The sequence below is a fragment of the Thermofilum uzonense genome (genome assembly GCF_000993805.1).
In the GTDB taxonomy this organism is placed as follows: Archaea; Thermoproteota; Thermoprotei; order Thermofilales; family Thermofilaceae; genus Thermofilum; species Thermofilum uzonense.
The window spans coordinates 423437-438891 of record NZ_CP009961.1; the positions used below are offsets into that span (position 1 = coordinate 423437).

Annotated in this window: 16 protein-coding genes; 4 read left to right on the plus strand and 12 right to left on the minus strand. The window is 48.4% G+C overall.

The window, feature by feature from the left end:
* Both MA03_RS02255 and MA03_RS02260 read left to right on the plus strand, forming a co-directional pair.
* Positions 1-1290: an ArsB/NhaD family transporter gene (locus MA03_RS02255; RefSeq protein ID WP_236944948.1), complete on the plus strand. Its 1290-nt coding sequence runs from the start codon at positions 1-3 to the stop codon at positions 1288-1290.
* Between the two features lie 181 nt (positions 1291-1471).
* Complete coding sequence (locus MA03_RS02260) at positions 1472-2293, plus strand: sulfite exporter TauE/SafE family protein (protein ID WP_052884868.1); 822 nt, start codon at positions 1472-1474, stop codon at positions 2291-2293.
* A 95-nt stretch (positions 2294-2388) separates the two neighbouring features.
* On the opposite strand, the gene MA03_RS02265 is transcribed toward MA03_RS02260, so the two are convergent.
* The 5 genes from MA03_RS02265 to MA03_RS02285 form a co-directional block, all read right to left on the minus strand.
* Complete coding sequence (locus MA03_RS02265; protein WP_191118669.1) at positions 2389-3702, minus strand: hypothetical protein; 1314 nt, start codon at positions 3700-3702, stop codon at positions 2389-2391.
* 1 nt (position 3703) lies between these two features.
* Positions 3704-5089 carry a hypothetical protein gene (locus MA03_RS02270; RefSeq protein ID WP_191118670.1) on the minus strand — a complete coding sequence of 462 codons (1386 nt, stop codon included), beginning with the start codon at positions 5087-5089 and terminating at the stop codon, positions 3704-3706.
* A gap of 55 nt (positions 5090-5144) precedes the next feature.
* On the minus strand, positions 5145-5681 hold the full coding sequence (locus tag MA03_RS02275; RefSeq protein WP_052883720.1) for a hypothetical protein: 537 nt from the start codon (positions 5679-5681) through the stop codon (positions 5145-5147).
* 113 nt (positions 5682-5794) lie between these two features.
* Positions 5795-6667, minus strand: a complete 873-nt coding sequence (locus MA03_RS02280) for a winged helix-turn-helix domain-containing protein (RefSeq protein ID WP_191118671.1) — start codon at positions 6665-6667, stop codon at positions 5795-5797.
* Positions 6668-6783: 116 nt separating this feature from the next.
* Positions 6784-7230, minus strand: coding sequence for a hypothetical protein (locus MA03_RS02285; RefSeq protein ID WP_052883722.1), 447 nt, complete (start codon positions 7228-7230; stop codon positions 6784-6786).
* Positions 7231-7386: 156 nt separating this feature from the next.
* Between MA03_RS02285 and MA03_RS02290 the strand changes: the two genes are divergently transcribed.
* Together MA03_RS02290 and MA03_RS02295 are read left to right on the plus strand one after the other, a co-directional pair.
* A complete protein-coding gene (locus tag MA03_RS02290) occupies positions 7387-7755 on the plus strand; it encodes a hypothetical protein (RefSeq protein WP_052883723.1) in 369 nt (122 codons plus the stop codon).
* Between the two features lie 309 nt (positions 7756-8064).
* The gene (locus MA03_RS02295) at positions 8065-8361 is read left to right on the plus strand and encodes a hypothetical protein (RefSeq protein ID WP_052883724.1); all 297 of its coding nucleotides are present in this window, start codon (positions 8065-8067) and stop codon (positions 8359-8361) included.
* 160 nt (positions 8362-8521) lie between these two features.
* On the opposite strand, the gene MA03_RS02300 is transcribed toward MA03_RS02295, so the two are convergent.
* The 7 genes from MA03_RS02300 to MA03_RS02330 all read right to left on the minus strand — a co-directional run bounded on the left by MA03_RS02300 (position 8522) and on the right by MA03_RS02330 (position 15411).
* Complete coding sequence (locus tag MA03_RS02300; protein ID WP_191118672.1) at positions 8522-10654, minus strand: glycoside hydrolase family 113; 2133 nt, start codon at positions 10652-10654, stop codon at positions 8522-8524.
* A 93-nt stretch (positions 10655-10747) separates the two neighbouring features.
* A complete protein-coding gene (gene dapA, locus MA03_RS02305) occupies positions 10748-11653 on the minus strand; it encodes a 4-hydroxy-tetrahydrodipicolinate synthase (protein WP_052883726.1) in 906 nt (301 codons plus the stop codon).
* A gap of 4 nt (positions 11654-11657) precedes the next feature.
* Positions 11658-12170, minus strand: a complete 513-nt coding sequence (locus MA03_RS02310; RefSeq protein ID WP_052883727.1) for a DUF1097 domain-containing protein — start codon at positions 12168-12170, stop codon at positions 11658-11660.
* The gene (locus MA03_RS02315) at positions 12167-13381 is read right to left on the minus strand and encodes a pyridoxal phosphate-dependent aminotransferase (RefSeq protein WP_052883728.1); all 1215 of its coding nucleotides are present in this window, start codon (positions 13379-13381) and stop codon (positions 12167-12169) included. The genes MA03_RS02310 and MA03_RS02315 overlap by 4 nt, the downstream gene beginning before the upstream one ends.
* Before the next feature lie 10 nt (positions 13382-13391).
* Entirely contained in the window at positions 13392-14027 is a 636-nt protein-coding gene (locus MA03_RS02320) for a cyclase family protein (protein WP_052884869.1), read from the minus strand.
* A 48-nt stretch (positions 14028-14075) separates the two neighbouring features.
* Entirely contained in the window at positions 14076-14756 is a 681-nt protein-coding gene (locus tag MA03_RS02325; RefSeq protein WP_191118673.1) for a hypothetical protein, read from the minus strand.
* A gap of 82 nt (positions 14757-14838) precedes the next feature.
* The gene (locus MA03_RS02330) at positions 14839-15411 is read right to left on the minus strand and encodes a DNA-3-methyladenine glycosylase (protein WP_236944914.1); all 573 of its coding nucleotides are present in this window, start codon (positions 15409-15411) and stop codon (positions 14839-14841) included.
* Between the last annotated feature and the right edge of the window lie 44 nt (positions 15412-15455).

Here is a 15455-nt window from a genome sequence, read left to right on the forward strand (position 1 = left end):
ATGGCTAACGGGTCTACCATCATGGGTGTGTCTCATCTACTAGGATTCATAATATTATCCTTCCTCCTGGGAGCCATGATAGCCAGGAGTAGAAAACCAACCATTCCCATATGGAGCATAATGGCTTTCACCTCTTTTCTAACAATCGCTTTCGGGCTCGTAAGGCTGGACGAGGTCGGGTCAATAATCGACTGGAACGTAGTCCTCTTCCTAGTAGGCATGTTCAGCATTGTAGGCCTGGCGGAGTCCTCAGGCCTCTTCAACCTTATGGGTTTCTGGTTCATAAATCACTTTGAATCTCGTTACCATCTAATCCTGGCCTCATCAATCTTCTTCGGCCTTCTCGCCGCGATATCCATGAATGATACCGTTGCCTTTATGGGTCCGCCTTTAGCTTACACGGTTTCAAGGGCGCTTGACATAGATCCCCGGGTTATGTTTCTTCTCCTAGCCTTCTCCCTAACAATAGGCTCAGTTACAACCCCTATAGGAAACCCTCAGAATGTGTTAATTGTTGAGGAGTCGGGTATCACAGCCCCCTTCTACGAATTCTTCCGTATGCTCTTTGTACCAACACTCATCAACCTGGTCATAACTCCCATGATACTCGTGAAGCTCTTTGGGGTTGAGGAGAAGAGGAAGAGCCTAATCCTGATTCCAGGAGAATCAATCACTAATAAGAGGGATGCCGCTCTAGGAGCACTCGGCCTGGTATCAACGGTGTTAATCCTTATAGCGAACGATCTTATGCAGCTTCTAGGTCTTCCTTACGTCGAGAAAAGAGGACTTATACCCTTCTTCATAGCTGCTGCGCTATACATTGTATCTAGTAATCCAAGAGAACTTCTAGGCAAGGTAGACTGGGGGACAATAATATTCTTCATATCGATGTTTATCACCATGCAAGGCGTCTGGAGGAGTGGGGTATTCACCCCCCTCCTAAGCATGATGATGCCGCACAGAATGGAAGGTCCTCAAGCCTTAGCCTCCATTACGTTCTCCTCTCTCCTCATAAGTCAGGTTATTAGCAACGTGCCCTTCGCAAGCTTCTTTACTATATACATGAAGAGCCTCGGCTATACGAGACACGACGAATTATACTGGATCGCTTTAGCTTTCTCCTCAACCATCGCGGGGAACCTTACACCCCTGGGTGCAGCCTCCAACATAATAATTCTCGAATACCTTGAATCAAGAATGAACACGACCATAATTTTAAAAGACTTTCTAAAAGCGGGCTTGATAGTCACAGCGGTGAACACGGCGCTTCTTTATAATGATATAGGATGACCAATGAAGAAAGTAACCCGACTTCAAAAGGTAAATCAAGCTTCAAAAATTCAGATCCAAAGATGAACTCGTTATGGTGAAATCCAGGCATCGCGTGAAGCAGAGTTTTGGCTCAAATACTAAGGGAGGTGAGCTGGTAAACAAACGTTTTATAACGCCCACCGGAGCAAAGGTTCCAGTTATGCTTAGCCTAACTATGACACAGGTCGCGTTGACTTTAATTAGCGGCTTTATCGTGAGCTTCTCTCTAGCTCTAATTGGAGGCGGGGGCTCCTTACTTGCAATACCCTTGCTGCTCTACTTTGTAGGCCTCGCTTATGATCCTCGCTACACAATAGACTATATCAGCCATATAGCGATTGGAACAACGGCCATGGCAGTAGGGCTTAACGCCTACATTAACGCCTTTATACACTGGAGAAGAGGAAACGTACGTCTCAAGGAGGGTGCGACCTTTACTCTGCTAGGGGCAACGGGTAGCTATCTGGGGGCACGGGTAGGGCTTGCAGTACACGGGGCATCTTTAATCTTTATGCTAGGCTTAGCTATGATCGCAATGGCGTTCTATGTTCTGCGAGGCAGCGAGCCCGATGAGGAAAAAGACTTTTCCATAAGCAGGACAAGGCATAGCTGGCTTAGACTTTTCCTTTCAAGCACAGCTGTAGGGTTTGCCTCGGGCTTCTTCGGCATAGGTGGAGGATTCCTTGTCGTCCCGACGCTGCTATTTAGCACGAGGATGGATATTCTCAGAGCTATAGGAACATCCCTTATAGCTGTCGGAACCTTCGGCCTCATTACCGCGGCCACATATCTGGTTCACGCCGGCCTCGTAGACCCCCTCCTGAGCACGCTCTACCTGCTGGGAGGACTAGCTGGAGGATGGATCGGCTCCAAGGTGGCTTCAAGCATGCCGAGGAGAACCCTGAGGAGGATTTTCGCCGTAGTGATGATCGCTGTAGCGCTATATCTAATTTATATAAACTATTCTTCTGTCCTCCCGTAGCATCCTGATCAGGCTCTTGAAACCAGTTTAACTATTTTCTCGTGGCACGTCATCTTAGAACTCTAGTTTTTCCAAAGGTCTGAGTATGGGAGACATTACCTCCCTGAAATGAGTGGAGTAGCACCAATCCCTTCAACTGATGCTTTTTGAGTACTTTGCACCTGCTGGACTCTTGACTGCTGGGTCGAGTACAGTATAGGATCGACATATGCGGGAATACAGTCAAATACCGCTATGAAGTACACCTCGTCCACATAGAGCCAGCTCCTATAATACTGATCGCTGTAGGTGTGCAGAAGGAATGTCAGCGTGGCGGTGCTCCCGGCTAGCCCGCTGAATATCGTACTGTTCCTCTGCCACCCAGTGTCCTTAAACGCGCCATAATTGTCTCCAGGGTTGGGGTTGTACCGCTGCTTGAAGTAGTATGTGGTGGCACCCTTCGAGAGAACAAGGTTTATGTAGTCGTAGTTAGCGCTGTCCCAGGTCAAGAACCTCCACCAGAAGGTCACGTTGACAAATCGAACCTCGACGCCATCTATAGAGCTCGGCACGTTTACGGCTGTCTGAAGGTAGTCGTCCCTAGCAGGAACAGGCTCGCATGCGACCTGGTTTCTGAAACCTATCCATGCGAGCCAGCTACCAGCAACAGGTCTGGTGGTATCCGTTATTGTCTGAGGCACAGGAAAAACGTCGGCCCAGCACGTTTCAGTAACTTTTACGTCTTTTATTTTTTGCTCCGCATATGCGTAGTTTGTGTACTGCCATCCCGTTAGTGTTCCGGATTCGAAGCCATTATAGAATATTACAACGCGTGGTGGACTTGAGGGGGTCTTGAAGATCCACACAATTTTCTGGCTAACACGCGCATTACTATAGTTGTACAAGAGCCACGTCTCGAGCCTGGCAACTTCTACGCCCAGGGGTGCGCCTGAACCTATGAGCACGCGTAAACCGGCAGAAGAGGGGAGACTAACGGGCGGCCCAGAGCTCTGGCTAATACTGCCACTGGTCACTCTGACCTGAAGGACTCCGGCGATGCTGATGTCCGTTGAGAGCTGAGAGAGGTAGGGACCTGAGATTGATACCGCTTTCAGGATTGCTGGAACAGTATTAGTGGAGGATAGAATGAGTACCGGGTTAAATGTCGTCCAGTGGCACCTTGGAACAATAACTTCTACATAAGTAACGTTGTATCCATCCTCAACTCTGTAGTAGACTGAAGCATTCTTAACCCCATAGCTAGGATTCCCAAGATCAGTCCCAGCCAGCTTCTTTACCGGCGGGGTACTTCCTAATATGTTCCATGCTGTGATATTCCAGAAAACGATGGCCCCGCTGGTGAAGACGGCTAACATTAAGCCCAGCAAAACATATGTGATCATTTTTCTCCTATTTGTCTTTACGACCAAACTAGACACCCGGGAAGCTTGAAATTCTGACCCTGAACATCTTAACCTCACCTAGGGCTGTCCAGTTGAATAATAGTGTGAAGTGGCCGTAACGCGCTCCGGGCGTCCAGTAGTTCTCGCACAGCCTGACACCCCATGCTTCAAGTCTAGCCGGGAGGGTGTTACACGTGGTGCCGCATATGAAGCGGATGGATGCGTTGCCTCGGATAAGGGGCAAGTCCCACTCAAGTATGATGCCTCTATATGTGACCGAGGGCCATACCTCAACGCTCACCGAGTTCAACCCTAGTCCCCAGAAAGCCAGGAAGGCCTCCGAAGTGTACTCTGAGAGGCCGCTGGTGTTGAAAGCGGCAAGTGCACGCACGGGGCCCACAGCTACTAGGCGCCACTTCCCCGGGTCGCTGTAGTACGTCTTGTGCTGCTGGTAGGTGTAGGCTATTCTACCGGAGAGGTTGACGTATGTGCCTGGAGCCGTGAAGCCAGACTCTTCCAGCTGTACGCGGAAGCCTTTAGCCTCGAATATATTATCGCTGTAGCTGAGGCCCGGGTTAAAGCTCTCCCGCATCTTGCCTCCAGTATATATGTCGATCCTGGAGTCGTTGCTCACGTGCGCGGCGAAGACGAGCCTGTCGTACTCTCTGATCGTCTCATTCCTTAGACCTTTAGGCCTGACAACCCCGTCGGAATCCCTTTCCCAGGCCTCGACCTGGAAGGGTAAGAGAAAGCTCATGTTTTCCTTAACGTAAACTACTGCTATAGAGTCGGAACGCATGTCCTGCAAAGGCGGGATTCTCCCCACACGGAGACCGTTTGCGTACACATCCCCGGAGCCTAGGATCTCGAAAAGCACAACCCCCTCCCGAGAAGTGACAGGTGTTAAAGATATCCTCCTAGGGAAGCCATTGTCCCACCAGTCGGTCTCCGCCACCGTTATCTTTATGGCTTGTTCCGTGGCCGCAGGGTAGCGTGGATCCCAGATCCTCATCACGAGCTGTGGGGGAGAAGGTGGTAAAACACATATAGTCAAACCCATAGACTCGCCGGGCCCCAGCTCAAGCTGCTTGGCAACAGCTACGCCTTTTCCAAGGATGAGAGCGCTTTTGTTGCCGGCCCTAGCCTCGAAGTATTCAGGTGCGCCCTCAAGGCTGAAGTTAAGCATGTAGGATAAACCAGCATTACCCTGATTTGACACCTGGATTACGTTGCTGTAGCAGAACGTTCTCGCGCGCGAGGCATACAGTGTGAGAGAAGAGGGCTGCACGACTATATCCTTGATCTTTCCCGCTACGACAGCCTGGAGGCCTAGGGGGGAATATATAACCATGAGTAGCGCGACTATGAGTGCAATCACTGAGAAAGATATGTAGAGGCTTCTACGGCTAGGCACGTATCCCCACCTGGTAAGAGGAAAATTATAGAGAAAAAACTATTCTTTTTTATTTTTACCCTGTTGAGACCACGTCTACCTCTATACTTATGAGTTCCGTGCCGGTGGGTGCGTTGGGCTTAACCAGTACTTCGGCAGGGACGCTTACGCAGCTGCTAGGCCCGACTGTCGCTGTAGCTGTGCCGGTAGCAACGCTTGAAGTTATCGTGATGGGGCCACTAGAGCCAAGCCATAGCTTCAAATACTGCACGTAGGTCCAGTCCCCGCTGAGCACCTGTTTATAGACAAGCTGTACAGTGTACGACTTACTAGCGTCCTTGTTACATATCTTAAGAACTTCATCATAGCGGGTAGGGTCTCCAGTGAATCCCGTCAGTGTGATTACTGTACGGTTAGTCCCATCACTGGCAGAGGAGGTTGTAACGGTAACAAGTGTCCCAGTATCAGCGCCAGCGACCTTGACGATGGGAGGATATTGTGCCTTGATGTGCCACTCAGTTATGTTTGTAAGTGTGACTGCAGCGGCGGCGAATGCTGTGATTGCTAGTAATGCTAGCAGTAGGGCTGTGCTTGTTTTACGCGCTGTTGCCATTGCTTATTCACCTTTTCAGCTATTTTGGAAGGGTTAGGATATTTAAATTTTTTAGTTAGATGTTATAGGTAGAGGGTAGGGAAAGATTACCCTTTTTTTTTATTTTAAACTCTTTAACTGGAGGTTTTTCTTCCATTTTCTCTTGTAACGATCAACTGAACCTCATTATATGGGATGAGTCCCCTCTGGGCCAAGAACTCGAATCGAGGCTTAGCTTTTCTCAAGGCCTCTGCATTAATGCTTGTCCTGAGCTCCCTTGTAACGAAGTTCGAAAGCCACACCTCTAACGGTGTGCCCCTGTAGTAATAGCAAGAATACTTTCCGATCCTTACACGCTCCACGAAGCCTAGCCTCTCCAATATGCTCAGGTGCCACTGGACCTCTCCGAAGCTTATGCTAGTCTCTCTCGAGATTCTCCTGGTTGTTACGCCGGGATTAGCTTTAACGTACTCGAGGATTGTTACGCGTTTAGGGCTTCTCGAAACGTCTTCATAACGCGATACGTAATAAGAGACGGGTAATGAGAGAGCCGTGAAAAGCTTCTCCCGTCCCCCCTCAGTCATCGTCAGGTATGATGCTGCAGCCACGGAAGCGACAGCCGCTATGAGAGCTACAGGGGGCTGTGGCTGAACACTTGGAATCTCCTCCACTTCAAGCACCACTTCAGCTTTAAGTGGCTCTAGGCTGGGGTTTTGCACAGTAAAATAGACGCACCCATCTTTAACCTCGACGGAGCCTGTAGACGCTTGTTTCTTAACCACATTAGCTTCGCTCAAACATGCCAGCCTTTCACTTGATAAACCGGTCAGAGGGGGTATTACTAGTGTCAGTGTATAAGAGGTGATTTTTCCGGTGGTAGTCCTCTCGACTAGGACTCCGGGACGAGTTACGAGAAGCAAGGGGGCGGAATAGGCATAGGATGAATATACACATACGACTAGGGTAGTTAAGAGGAAAGCGTGGAGCCTGAGATACTCTTTCTTCATCTTCCTGACTCTCACAGGGACACATGCTTTTTATACTTTATGCTTTCATTTTCGAATTTTTGAATCTAAAAATTTCTTTAGAGATACGAAATACAATTTTTGAAGCTTCTAAAGATTTAGTTTAAAGTCCTTCTGCATATAACACGAAGGTTCTCCGTATCAAGAGGCTCTATCTTCCAAATCACAAGCTTCCCGGTACTCATTTCCTCGCATGCCTTTGCCAGTATTGAAGTAAAGGGGCAAACAACCGGCTGGAGCTTCTCCTTCATGATGGCCTCCATAAACTCCCTTAGAGTAACCCCTTTAAAAGTAAATATAACCTCACCACTTTTCTCCTCGTAGACCACGTCACGCGCAACACCCAGTGTCTCGACAAAAAGTCTACGTAGGTCTTCAGGTGAGGGCTTCTCAGGTAGTAAACCCCTAGAGACCAGGTACTGCCACAGGTCATCGGTTACACACCTTGAAAGCACTGTGGCGCTCTTCCCTAGAACTCGAGCAGAAGCCTTGTTAATCGCGTACATGTAAACGTTTATGAACAATGGGGTCGGCCCCTCAGCCATAGGCGTGCACCATTCCAACGAATTTCCTATGATTTAAATAGTTTCTAGTTCAATTGGCCAATTGTATAAGCCTCGATGTTTCAAGGATATCTTGATACACTAATAACTAGTTTTTTAAACTAGATTATTTATATATCTCAGTTTAGAGCTAGAATTATGCCTGAGCTGGCAACTCCTGTTCTCACCGGCCTTGTTTCCATGCTTGTCGTAGCTGTGCTCCGCCTCCTGAAAGGGAGGCCCTCTAGGGAGGAACTAGACGCCTTTATACTGGCCCTTGTTCTCAGTTTTATTGACGGCTTTATGATAGCCTACCTGGTTCCCTATATTCCATCCTTTATATCAAAGTTATCCTTCCACATATTCATATACCTGCTCCTTGCGAGCTTAACAGCAGTTATCTATGCCTCTTATCGTGCTATAAGCGACGTTAAGGTGTATGCTACAGCTATGGCTCCCTGGTTCTTCATCCTCGTACTTATAGTCGCAGCAGCGGCACAGGGCTCCCGTGTGGTCTTCCTTTTTTAGTATTATGCTCTTATCACGTCGCACCCCACAGATTTCGACCCTCCATTTTTGTCGGAGCCACCCCCGCCGTGGTGGGTGTGGCGACGGGTCTCATGGGATTGCACGCCTCAAGGCGCTCTCCTCTCCTCTTCGCCCCGGGCACAGGCCACCTGACGGCCTATAGCGGCGCTAATACTACTGCTTATTGTTTCATTCTAAAAAGTGGACCCGTGGAAAGGGGTAAAAGTATAACCTTGCTTTATTCCATACTGTTATGCTTTTAATGGGGGAGTCATACAGCCATGCGAGACTGTAGGCTGCGTGTCGAGCATGAGGAGCAGGAAAGGAGGGCATACCAGGCGATTAGCGAGGAGATCGAGGAGGTACACATGCGCAAGCATAGCCGCTTTCAGGGTATACGTGGAAACCCTGCCAGACCAAGGGAAAGCACTCTGCGGCATCGAAGCAACGCTTAGCGAGCTTGGAGAACTCTCAACTAGGACTGAAGGTTTTCTTGAGGAATGGGAAGCGGAAAGGACATACAGTATCTTCCTCCAAGATTATAAAGAGGCGGAAGTAGTGCTGGGGCTGGGAGGGTTGTGCTCTCTAGCCCACTACCCCGGGTGAGGTTGCCCTCCTCTCCCCCAGCATGTTTCTATGACGAAATTAGGGGTATTAATTTCCTACTACGTGTATAACGAATTTTGTTCAGCATCATCTCAGCATGATATTAAAAATATACAGTTTATCCCCGGAGCTTTATCTTGAAGGCTGTACTTTAAGGTCCTTAGCTAGGTCTCACCAGGCCCTTTGTTTTCTGAAAAAGGCGTAGTACAACTATTGTTAGAAGGGATATAGACGCGGTAGAGACCAGGATTGCGAAGTTAAATTGTTTTTCTAAATCGACGATTTTCTCCTTGAGCTCTTCTACTTGGTTCTTTAGATCACGGTTTTCTTTATGCAGCTCCGTTATGATGGCTGAACAGTTCATTCTGGTTTGGTTAAGTATGTCCATAGCCTGTGAAAGGTTCTGGGTGCATATGTTGTACTGAGAGCAACAGTTTTGTAACTCCTCTGTCAGCTGTGCACAATTACATTGCGTGACCTGCCTGGGAGAGGAATTCTGAGTTTTTTCTCCAAGTGATAGGTAATTCTCAAAAACACCTTGAGCCTTCTTTCCCAGAATTGAATAGCCTGTAGGTCCCTCAAGCCAGACGGCTTCACCCCAGTGGAAGAAGCCGCATAGCCGCTTATACTCACTCGTAAAGAATATCTCCCATAGCTTTGCTTGCAGCTCTTCGTCGGGGTATCCTTTCATTTCCCAGTCCCAAGGTCTTAGACCGGCGTTAGACACGCTTCTATAGCCTATCTCCAGGAATACTACTGGTTTACCGTAAACGTACATCAACGGGGCTATACGTGTGGAGTGTATGTAGTCCCACGAGGAGGAGTTAAGTATCGGGTAATACGCATCAACACCTATGAAGTCTAACATATCTGTGAAGATGGTGGCCTCTGAGCCCCAGTTCGCTGAATATGATATTGGGCCGTAGAATATTTCTCTTACCTCCTTTACTATGCTCCTCCATCGGGGATTGTTCTGGACGAGCGTAAGCTCCGTGCCTATGACAAATGCGTCAACCTTTTCCTCCTCGGCTAGCCCTGCATATTTCAGAGCGAATGCTCTATAACTTTTAAACCATGTCTCGGGGTCAGAGGGCTGAACCTCTCCTGGCCAGCTTCCCTGCACTATTAGACCTATCCTTAGGAAGACCTTTAAGCCTATTTTCCTGGCAGTCCTGATAGATTCGCGTAGGAAATCGTCCGTGACTGTAGCGGTTGAGGGTATTACTATGCTGTATTTAGGTGAAGGCATTTCGTAATAGACTGTGAACTGGACAGCGTTGAAGCCTATCTCGTGGAGTCTTTCAAGGAGACTCGACAGCAGAGAAAGTGAGAGACCAGGCCACAAGGGCACGTTTACCCCTTTGAAGATAGGGCTGCATCGGGGGGCTTCGGCGAAGGAGTAGAAGACATTACTGTCCTCGGCGTAGTCCTCTTGAATAGCTACGGCGTCGCAGTCCCTGAATATGTATGTGAGTGCATCATAACCGATGAGCTTGTTTTCATACGAGGTTTTCGCGCTTGTCGACACGATACACCATACCTGTGAACCCGCGGCTCGTGCACCAGCAACCATGGCGTAGTAGTGCCTTATGTATTCCTCCTTTTTTTCCCAAAAGCCGTAGATCGCGTGCTCCACTGTTACGGCCACGTTTGTAAGGTTAAGCTTTATCCCTCCGACCTCCCGGAATGCATCCTCGGGGAACCAGAAGTTAACCGCTATCATAAGACCCTTGGATCGAGCATGATCTAACAGCTCTTTCTGATGTCTCCTCGCCTCCTCTGCGCTATGAGCAATCTTCGGGATAATATAGTCGAAGCCAAACTCGTCTAGAAATACGCCTTGAACCCCCATTGCAGCCCAGGCGTCTATTGCACGCCTAGCGGCTTCTATTGGTTGTGCCGCGACTAAATAGCCATAGAACACAGCTTTCGACTTCTTCACAAGCTTTATCGTGTTCTCGTGCTCCGTGTGGTTCTCCCACTCGAGGCCGTCTCCCAGGACAACTATGTCATACTTGTTGAAGAGGCTTACAGCCTCATCTATGTTCTCGCTGCCGTTGAATAGACTCGGATAACCGTAGTATATGAGGAGCTTTTTAGGAGCCTGAATGCTATGATATTCTACCGCGGGCTGACCGTATACTTGAAACAAGGAGGCTGTTATAGCGGCGACGAGTATAAGGGTTAAAGTTGGGCGTAGAAAGGAAAAAGTAGTATTTGCTTTCATGGAAAATTCTTCGATATTACTCGTGGCTGTATAGTCTCTCTCAGTCTTGATTCCTTTTAGAGCCATCCACATAGGGGTAGTGGCTTTACCTTAATTAAGGTTAGTATTTCCTACTAGACATCCTCCTTGGAAGATATAGGGGATGGAAAAAGAGAAAAACTAAATTTTAAGTCCTAACTCTTTTGCTACCTGGGCAATCTTCTGTTTAACATCGTTGCTCTCAGGTGTCAGGGGGCTCCGAGCATACGGCTTTACAGGAGCTCCAAGCACCTCTAGAAGAGTCTTCACAGAGGTCGGGAAAGATGTTGCATAGTCGTAAACTTTTGTGAGGGTTAGCAGTCTATGCCAGTTTTCGACCGCTTTCGCTAGGTCGCCGCTTATAAAGGAGTCGTACACGGCTCTGTGTAGATGTGGGGCTACGTTTGCGAGAGCCATTATACCCCCGTCTCCGCCCATCATAAGCACTGGGAGTAAAAGGTCGTCCAAGCCTGTCAGGACGGCAAAATCTTTCCTTTCAGCCTTAACTGCCTGTATCAGTTGCCTGAAGTAGGTGAAGCTTTCGATGGTAGCTTTCGCTCCCGCGAGGTGGCTGTACTCCCTGGCCAGTTGCTGGTATAGGCTCACAGGGATGTTTATGCCCGTGGTGGCGGGTATGTTGTAGATGATTAAAGGGAGGTCTACCTTTTCTAGTATTGTGGAGAAGTGTACCTTTAGTCGTTCAGGAGATACCTTGAAAAAGTACGGTGGCGTTACCACGGCGCCGTCAACGCCCATCTCCTTAAAGGTTCTTGCCAGGCTGACGCATTCCTCAGTATAATTGGCACTAATTCCTGGGATGACCCAGACTTTCCCGCCTACAGTCTCGAGTACTAGCCGTGTAATTGTTATTGACTCCTCCCTAGAGAGGTGTACGAACTCTCCGGTAGTGCTATTCGGGAAGATGCCGTGGACACCGTTCTCAGCCTGGTGTCTAGCCAGCCACTTGACGGCTTCCTCGTCAATCGTATAGTCCTCTTTGAAGGGAGTTATAAACGGGGATATGACTCCATAGAACTTCGCTTTCACTTGCTCACCTTTTCTCCGGGAACGAGAGGTATATGCTCAAGAACCCGAAAATTGGACCAAGCAGGTTCGCGGCGACCTGCCAGACAAGAGCCATGGTGGCATCGGTGATCAAGTCGCCCGTCTTTGGGAAGAACCCCCCGTAATAGGTTCCAAAGTAGCTGGGAAAAGCAAAGAAGACGGCGGCACCCACGAACTTGAACCAAGATATAATGTACATGAGCACCAAGACGTCTAGGAACTCGACAATCATTACGGGGATTATCCAGTGTATGCCAGGCATAGCCTTTATGGCAAAATCAAAGCCCACGACCGCCAGCCATCCGAAGATGCCTCCCAGGGGAATGGCCTTGTAAAGCTCCCTAAAGGCCTTCTTGTCGGCGCCGAGTGCGAAGTAACCAGCCCATGTAACGAAGGTTGCCCATACAGGTAGGCCTAGGGGTGGAAGCGTTACGAGGAGGCTCAGGGCTGCTAGATAAGCAACTGTTATCTCAATAGGAATCTTATACTTCACACTCATGAAACACCACCTTTCTCCACAATAAACTCCCTAAATCTCCTCAAACCCTCACGTATCTTTTCCTCAGGAAGCACATAAGAGAGTCGCATATAGCCATCACCGCCCCAGAGCGGAAAGGCCGTCCCGGGAAGCAGTACAACGCCTTTCTCGAACAGTAGTTGTCTAGCTAGCTCGTCGACACTCTTCAGCCCTGTTCTCTGTAAAGCTTCTTGCACGTTGGGGAACAGGTAGAAAGCGCCCCTTGACTTCACGACGTGGACGCCTGGAATTTTAGACAGTTCCTCCCAGGCCATGTCACGCCTCCTCTTGTAGTCCTGGAGTTTGGGCTTAAACCAGTCTATCCCTAGCTCTAGAGCCTTGATTGCCGCGAATTGGAGGGGTGCGGGTGGGCAGCTATACATGTTCGTGGCAAAAACGTCCATGGCCTTGATTACTTTCTCGTTGGCCACAACATAACCAATCCTGAACCCTGTCATGCCCCAGGTCTTGGAGAAACCACTTATATAGACGACATAATCTCTCCACTCTGGGTCTGAAAGGAAGGAGTAATGCTTTCCCTCGTAGACGTAGTCCTCGTAAATCTCGTCACTTATGACGTACATGTTTTTCCTTTTCGCGAGTTCGAGCAACCCCTCAACGTCACTCTTCTCGAGAACGGAGCCTGTAGGATTGTGAGGCGAGTTAATAATCATACCCCTTGGTTTACGCGTACTAGTCAAGGCCTTATCCACGTCTTCGTGTAAAAGCCTAAAGTCGTTCTCTTCTCTGAGTTTCACAAATACTGGTCTTCCGCCTGCATAACGTACCACGCATTCGTAGGTTGGAAAAGCGGGGTCTTGCACTATGATATCGTCACCTGGTCTAGTCAGGAGCGAGATTGCCATGAAGAGGGCGGCTTTAGCCCCGACGGTGACAGCGACCTCGCTCGGCTTCACGTCCACACCGTACTTCTGGCTAACATACCTCGCTATCATCTCGCGTAGCTCCTGTAGGCCTAGCGGAGATATATATCTCGTATTTCCTTTTTCCAACGCCTCCTTGACAGCCTCTATAGATTCTCGTGGAGGTTGGAAGTCGGGCTGCCCTATGCCGAAGCTGATTATATCGAGTCCCTTTCGCCTCGCCTCGTTGGCTAGGTCAAGGTATACGAATGCCCCCTCTGGTTCTAGCTGCTCAGCGAGAGGAGAAAAAATATGAGATGGTTTAGACATGGTGCTTCTCCTACTCAAGAACAGCCAATGCCCTCACAGGGCTTGCTGAACCGTTGGAGATTTTAAGGGGGAAACCGTAGAAGTGAAAGTTCTTGCCTACAAGTTCTTTTAGGTTGGTCAGGTTCTCAAATATAACTATACCCTTGGGAAGCAACACCTTGTGTCCTGGGAAGGGTGCCTGGTCAATGCTAGGCGCATCGATACCCACAGCATTAATCTCGAGTTCTGCCAGATACTTGGCCCCGCTTTCATCTAGGCCTGGATGGTTAAACCACTCGGGTGTCCCGGCTTTAGAGTCATAGCCCGTCATTATAAGGACGACCCAGCCCTTGCCAACACCCTTACCCTTAAGGGCTTTCTCCAAAAACTCACGCGTAATAGGTGCCTTAGGTCCAAGACCTGTGGCATCCACTACAACGCCCTTACCCATGAATCTCTCGAGTGGCACCTTGTCAATTGTCGGAGCCCCCTCTATGAAGTGTGCCGGGGAGTCAACATGTGTACCTGTATGCTCCACCAACATGAGAACATTGCTATAATAGCCATGCTCTTTCACACTCGTCCATTGATGGATTATGGGGATAGGGTAGCCGGGGAAGACTGGTGTATTCGTTTTAAGGTCTACAGTCAAATCTACTATTTTCATGGGGCTCAGCATTAAAATATCTCAAGGGGAAAAAAATAAAGATATGTTTCAACCTGGTTCATCAAAAAATTTAAATATCAAACTTAAAGCATCCAACGCTTCTTTACAGGTACTTAATGCTTCTCTTCTCTTTCTCGATAGGTAGCTTTTCGAGTACCCGTGCTTCCGAGCCACGTTCCCAAGAGTTGATCCTGAAAGTATATCGTTTATCACATCGTTAGCTGGAGTTGAGGCTCTACGGCTAACATCCGTCAAATTCGTACAGGCTTGTATGATTGAAGCTATTCGCGGGTAAGCCCCAGGGAGAACTCTTGAGTTCACCACCTTAATCTCATGATTATTTGCTTTCAGGGCTTCACGGATCATACGCGTACTTCCCAAAGAAACAACTATCCAGTACTCGTAACCCCCCTTGGCAAATATCGGACTAAACCATAGGAGCTTAGGATTCCCGGATAAAGAATTCATTAAATTAGTTCGATGCATTGCAAGTGAGATGATAGAAGTACCTACTCCTTTCATGAGGATCTCTGCCTTTAAAATACGCGGGCTATTCCTTAACACGTTTATCAGCTCTCTCAGCACGCGTGTCTCTACGGCTAGATGGCCTTGAATGTACTTACCGGAGACGCGAGAGGATATCGCCTCAAGCCTCGTTGATTGAAGTTTCTCCGAAGCCTCAACAACGGGGCAGTCCGGCTGGTACACTCGCCAGGTTTCAACCAGCATTAAATTGAAATGCAGAAGTAGGCTAATATTCATTTTCTTTCTCGTTATTAAAAAATTTTTTATGTTTAAAGTAATTTTCAAATCATTTTTTAAGCATTCTGTTGATTTCATCAATGCAATTAATCTTAAAGTTTAATGGTTCCGGGAGGTCTTCACGGACGCCAATCCTCGATGATCTAGAAACACAAGGTTCATCTATATCTAGAAAATATACGGGTCGTACTTCGCTATCCTCAGAGCAGAGAAACTTTTTGTGAAGGTCCTTATTGATCCCCAGATACCTTGTGACTCTTCCAGGCCCCCATATCGCTTTGCCGGCAGCAGTCCCACTTGCAACGTTAACTGGCAGGATGCCTCTGATCAGTACAGCTCCCAGAGAGTTAGGTTCATGTGCAACTATGTTTAGGAGCCACTGTCTATGAACACCATAGACCAGAGCAGTACAGGGCTGAGAGGCCATCGTCCTTGCCAGGTCTCCCCCTTTCCTGGCTCTAGAAGCTGGGTCTTCTGGGCCAAAATAAGGCTCTGTTTCTAAAATAACTCCTGCCATGTCAAGCTTAATATTAACCAAGAGTTTACCTAAGAGCTGACGTGCTACTGTATCGGGTTTTCTCGCAAAAAAGTCTTGCAGGATGATTTTGCCAGAGCGTTGCATGGGAGTCTCACCTTTAATGATCTTGTAATTTTCCAGGGCCTTGT

What these genes read in the sequence shown, in the direction of transcription:
- MA03_RS02295 (WP_052883724.1), top strand. Translation starts at nt 8,065, where the DNA reads ATGAGGAGCAGGAAAGGAGGGCATACCAGGCGATTAGCGAGGAGATCG.
- MA03_RS02285 (WP_052883722.1), bottom strand. Translation starts at nt 7,230, where the DNA reads ATGGCTGAGGGGCCGACCCCATTGTTCATAAACGTTTACATGTACGCG.
- MA03_RS02330 (WP_236944914.1), bottom strand. Translation starts at nt 15,411, where the DNA reads ATGCAACGCTCTGGCAAAATCATCCTGCAAGACTTTTTTGCGAGAAAA.
- MA03_RS02260 (WP_052884868.1), top strand. Translation starts at nt 1,472, where the DNA reads ATGCTTAGCCTAACTATGACACAGGTCGCGTTGACTTTAATTAGCGGC.
- MA03_RS02320 (WP_052884869.1), bottom strand. Translation starts at nt 14,027, where the DNA reads ATGAAAATAGTAGATTTGACTGTAGACCTTAAAACGAATACACCAGTC.
- MA03_RS02275 (WP_052883720.1), bottom strand. Translation starts at nt 5,681, where the DNA reads ATGGCAACAGCGCGTAAAACAAGCACAGCCCTACTGCTAGCATTACTA.
- MA03_RS02310 (WP_052883727.1), bottom strand. Translation starts at nt 12,170, where the DNA reads ATGAGTGTGAAGTATAAGATTCCTATTGAGATAACAGTTGCTTATCTA.
- MA03_RS02255 (WP_236944948.1), top strand. Translation starts at nt 1, where the DNA reads ATGGCTAACGGGTCTACCATCATGGGTGTGTCTCATCTACTAGGATTC.
- MA03_RS02290 (WP_052883723.1), top strand. Translation starts at nt 7,387, where the DNA reads ATGCCTGAGCTGGCAACTCCTGTTCTCACCGGCCTTGTTTCCATGCTT.
- MA03_RS02280 (WP_191118671.1), bottom strand. Translation starts at nt 6,667, where the DNA reads ATGAAGAAAGAGTATCTCAGGCTCCACGCTTTCCTCTTAACTACCCTA.
- MA03_RS02300 (WP_191118672.1), bottom strand. Translation starts at nt 10,654, where the DNA reads ATGGCTCTAAAAGGAATCAAGACTGAGAGAGACTATACAGCCACGAGT.
- MA03_RS02315 (WP_052883728.1), bottom strand. Translation starts at nt 13,381, where the DNA reads ATGTCTAAACCATCTCATATTTTTTCTCCTCTCGCTGAGCAGCTAGAA.
- MA03_RS02325 (WP_191118673.1), bottom strand. Translation starts at nt 14,756, where the DNA reads ATGCTGGTTGAAACCTGGCGAGTGTACCAGCCGGACTGCCCCGTTGTT.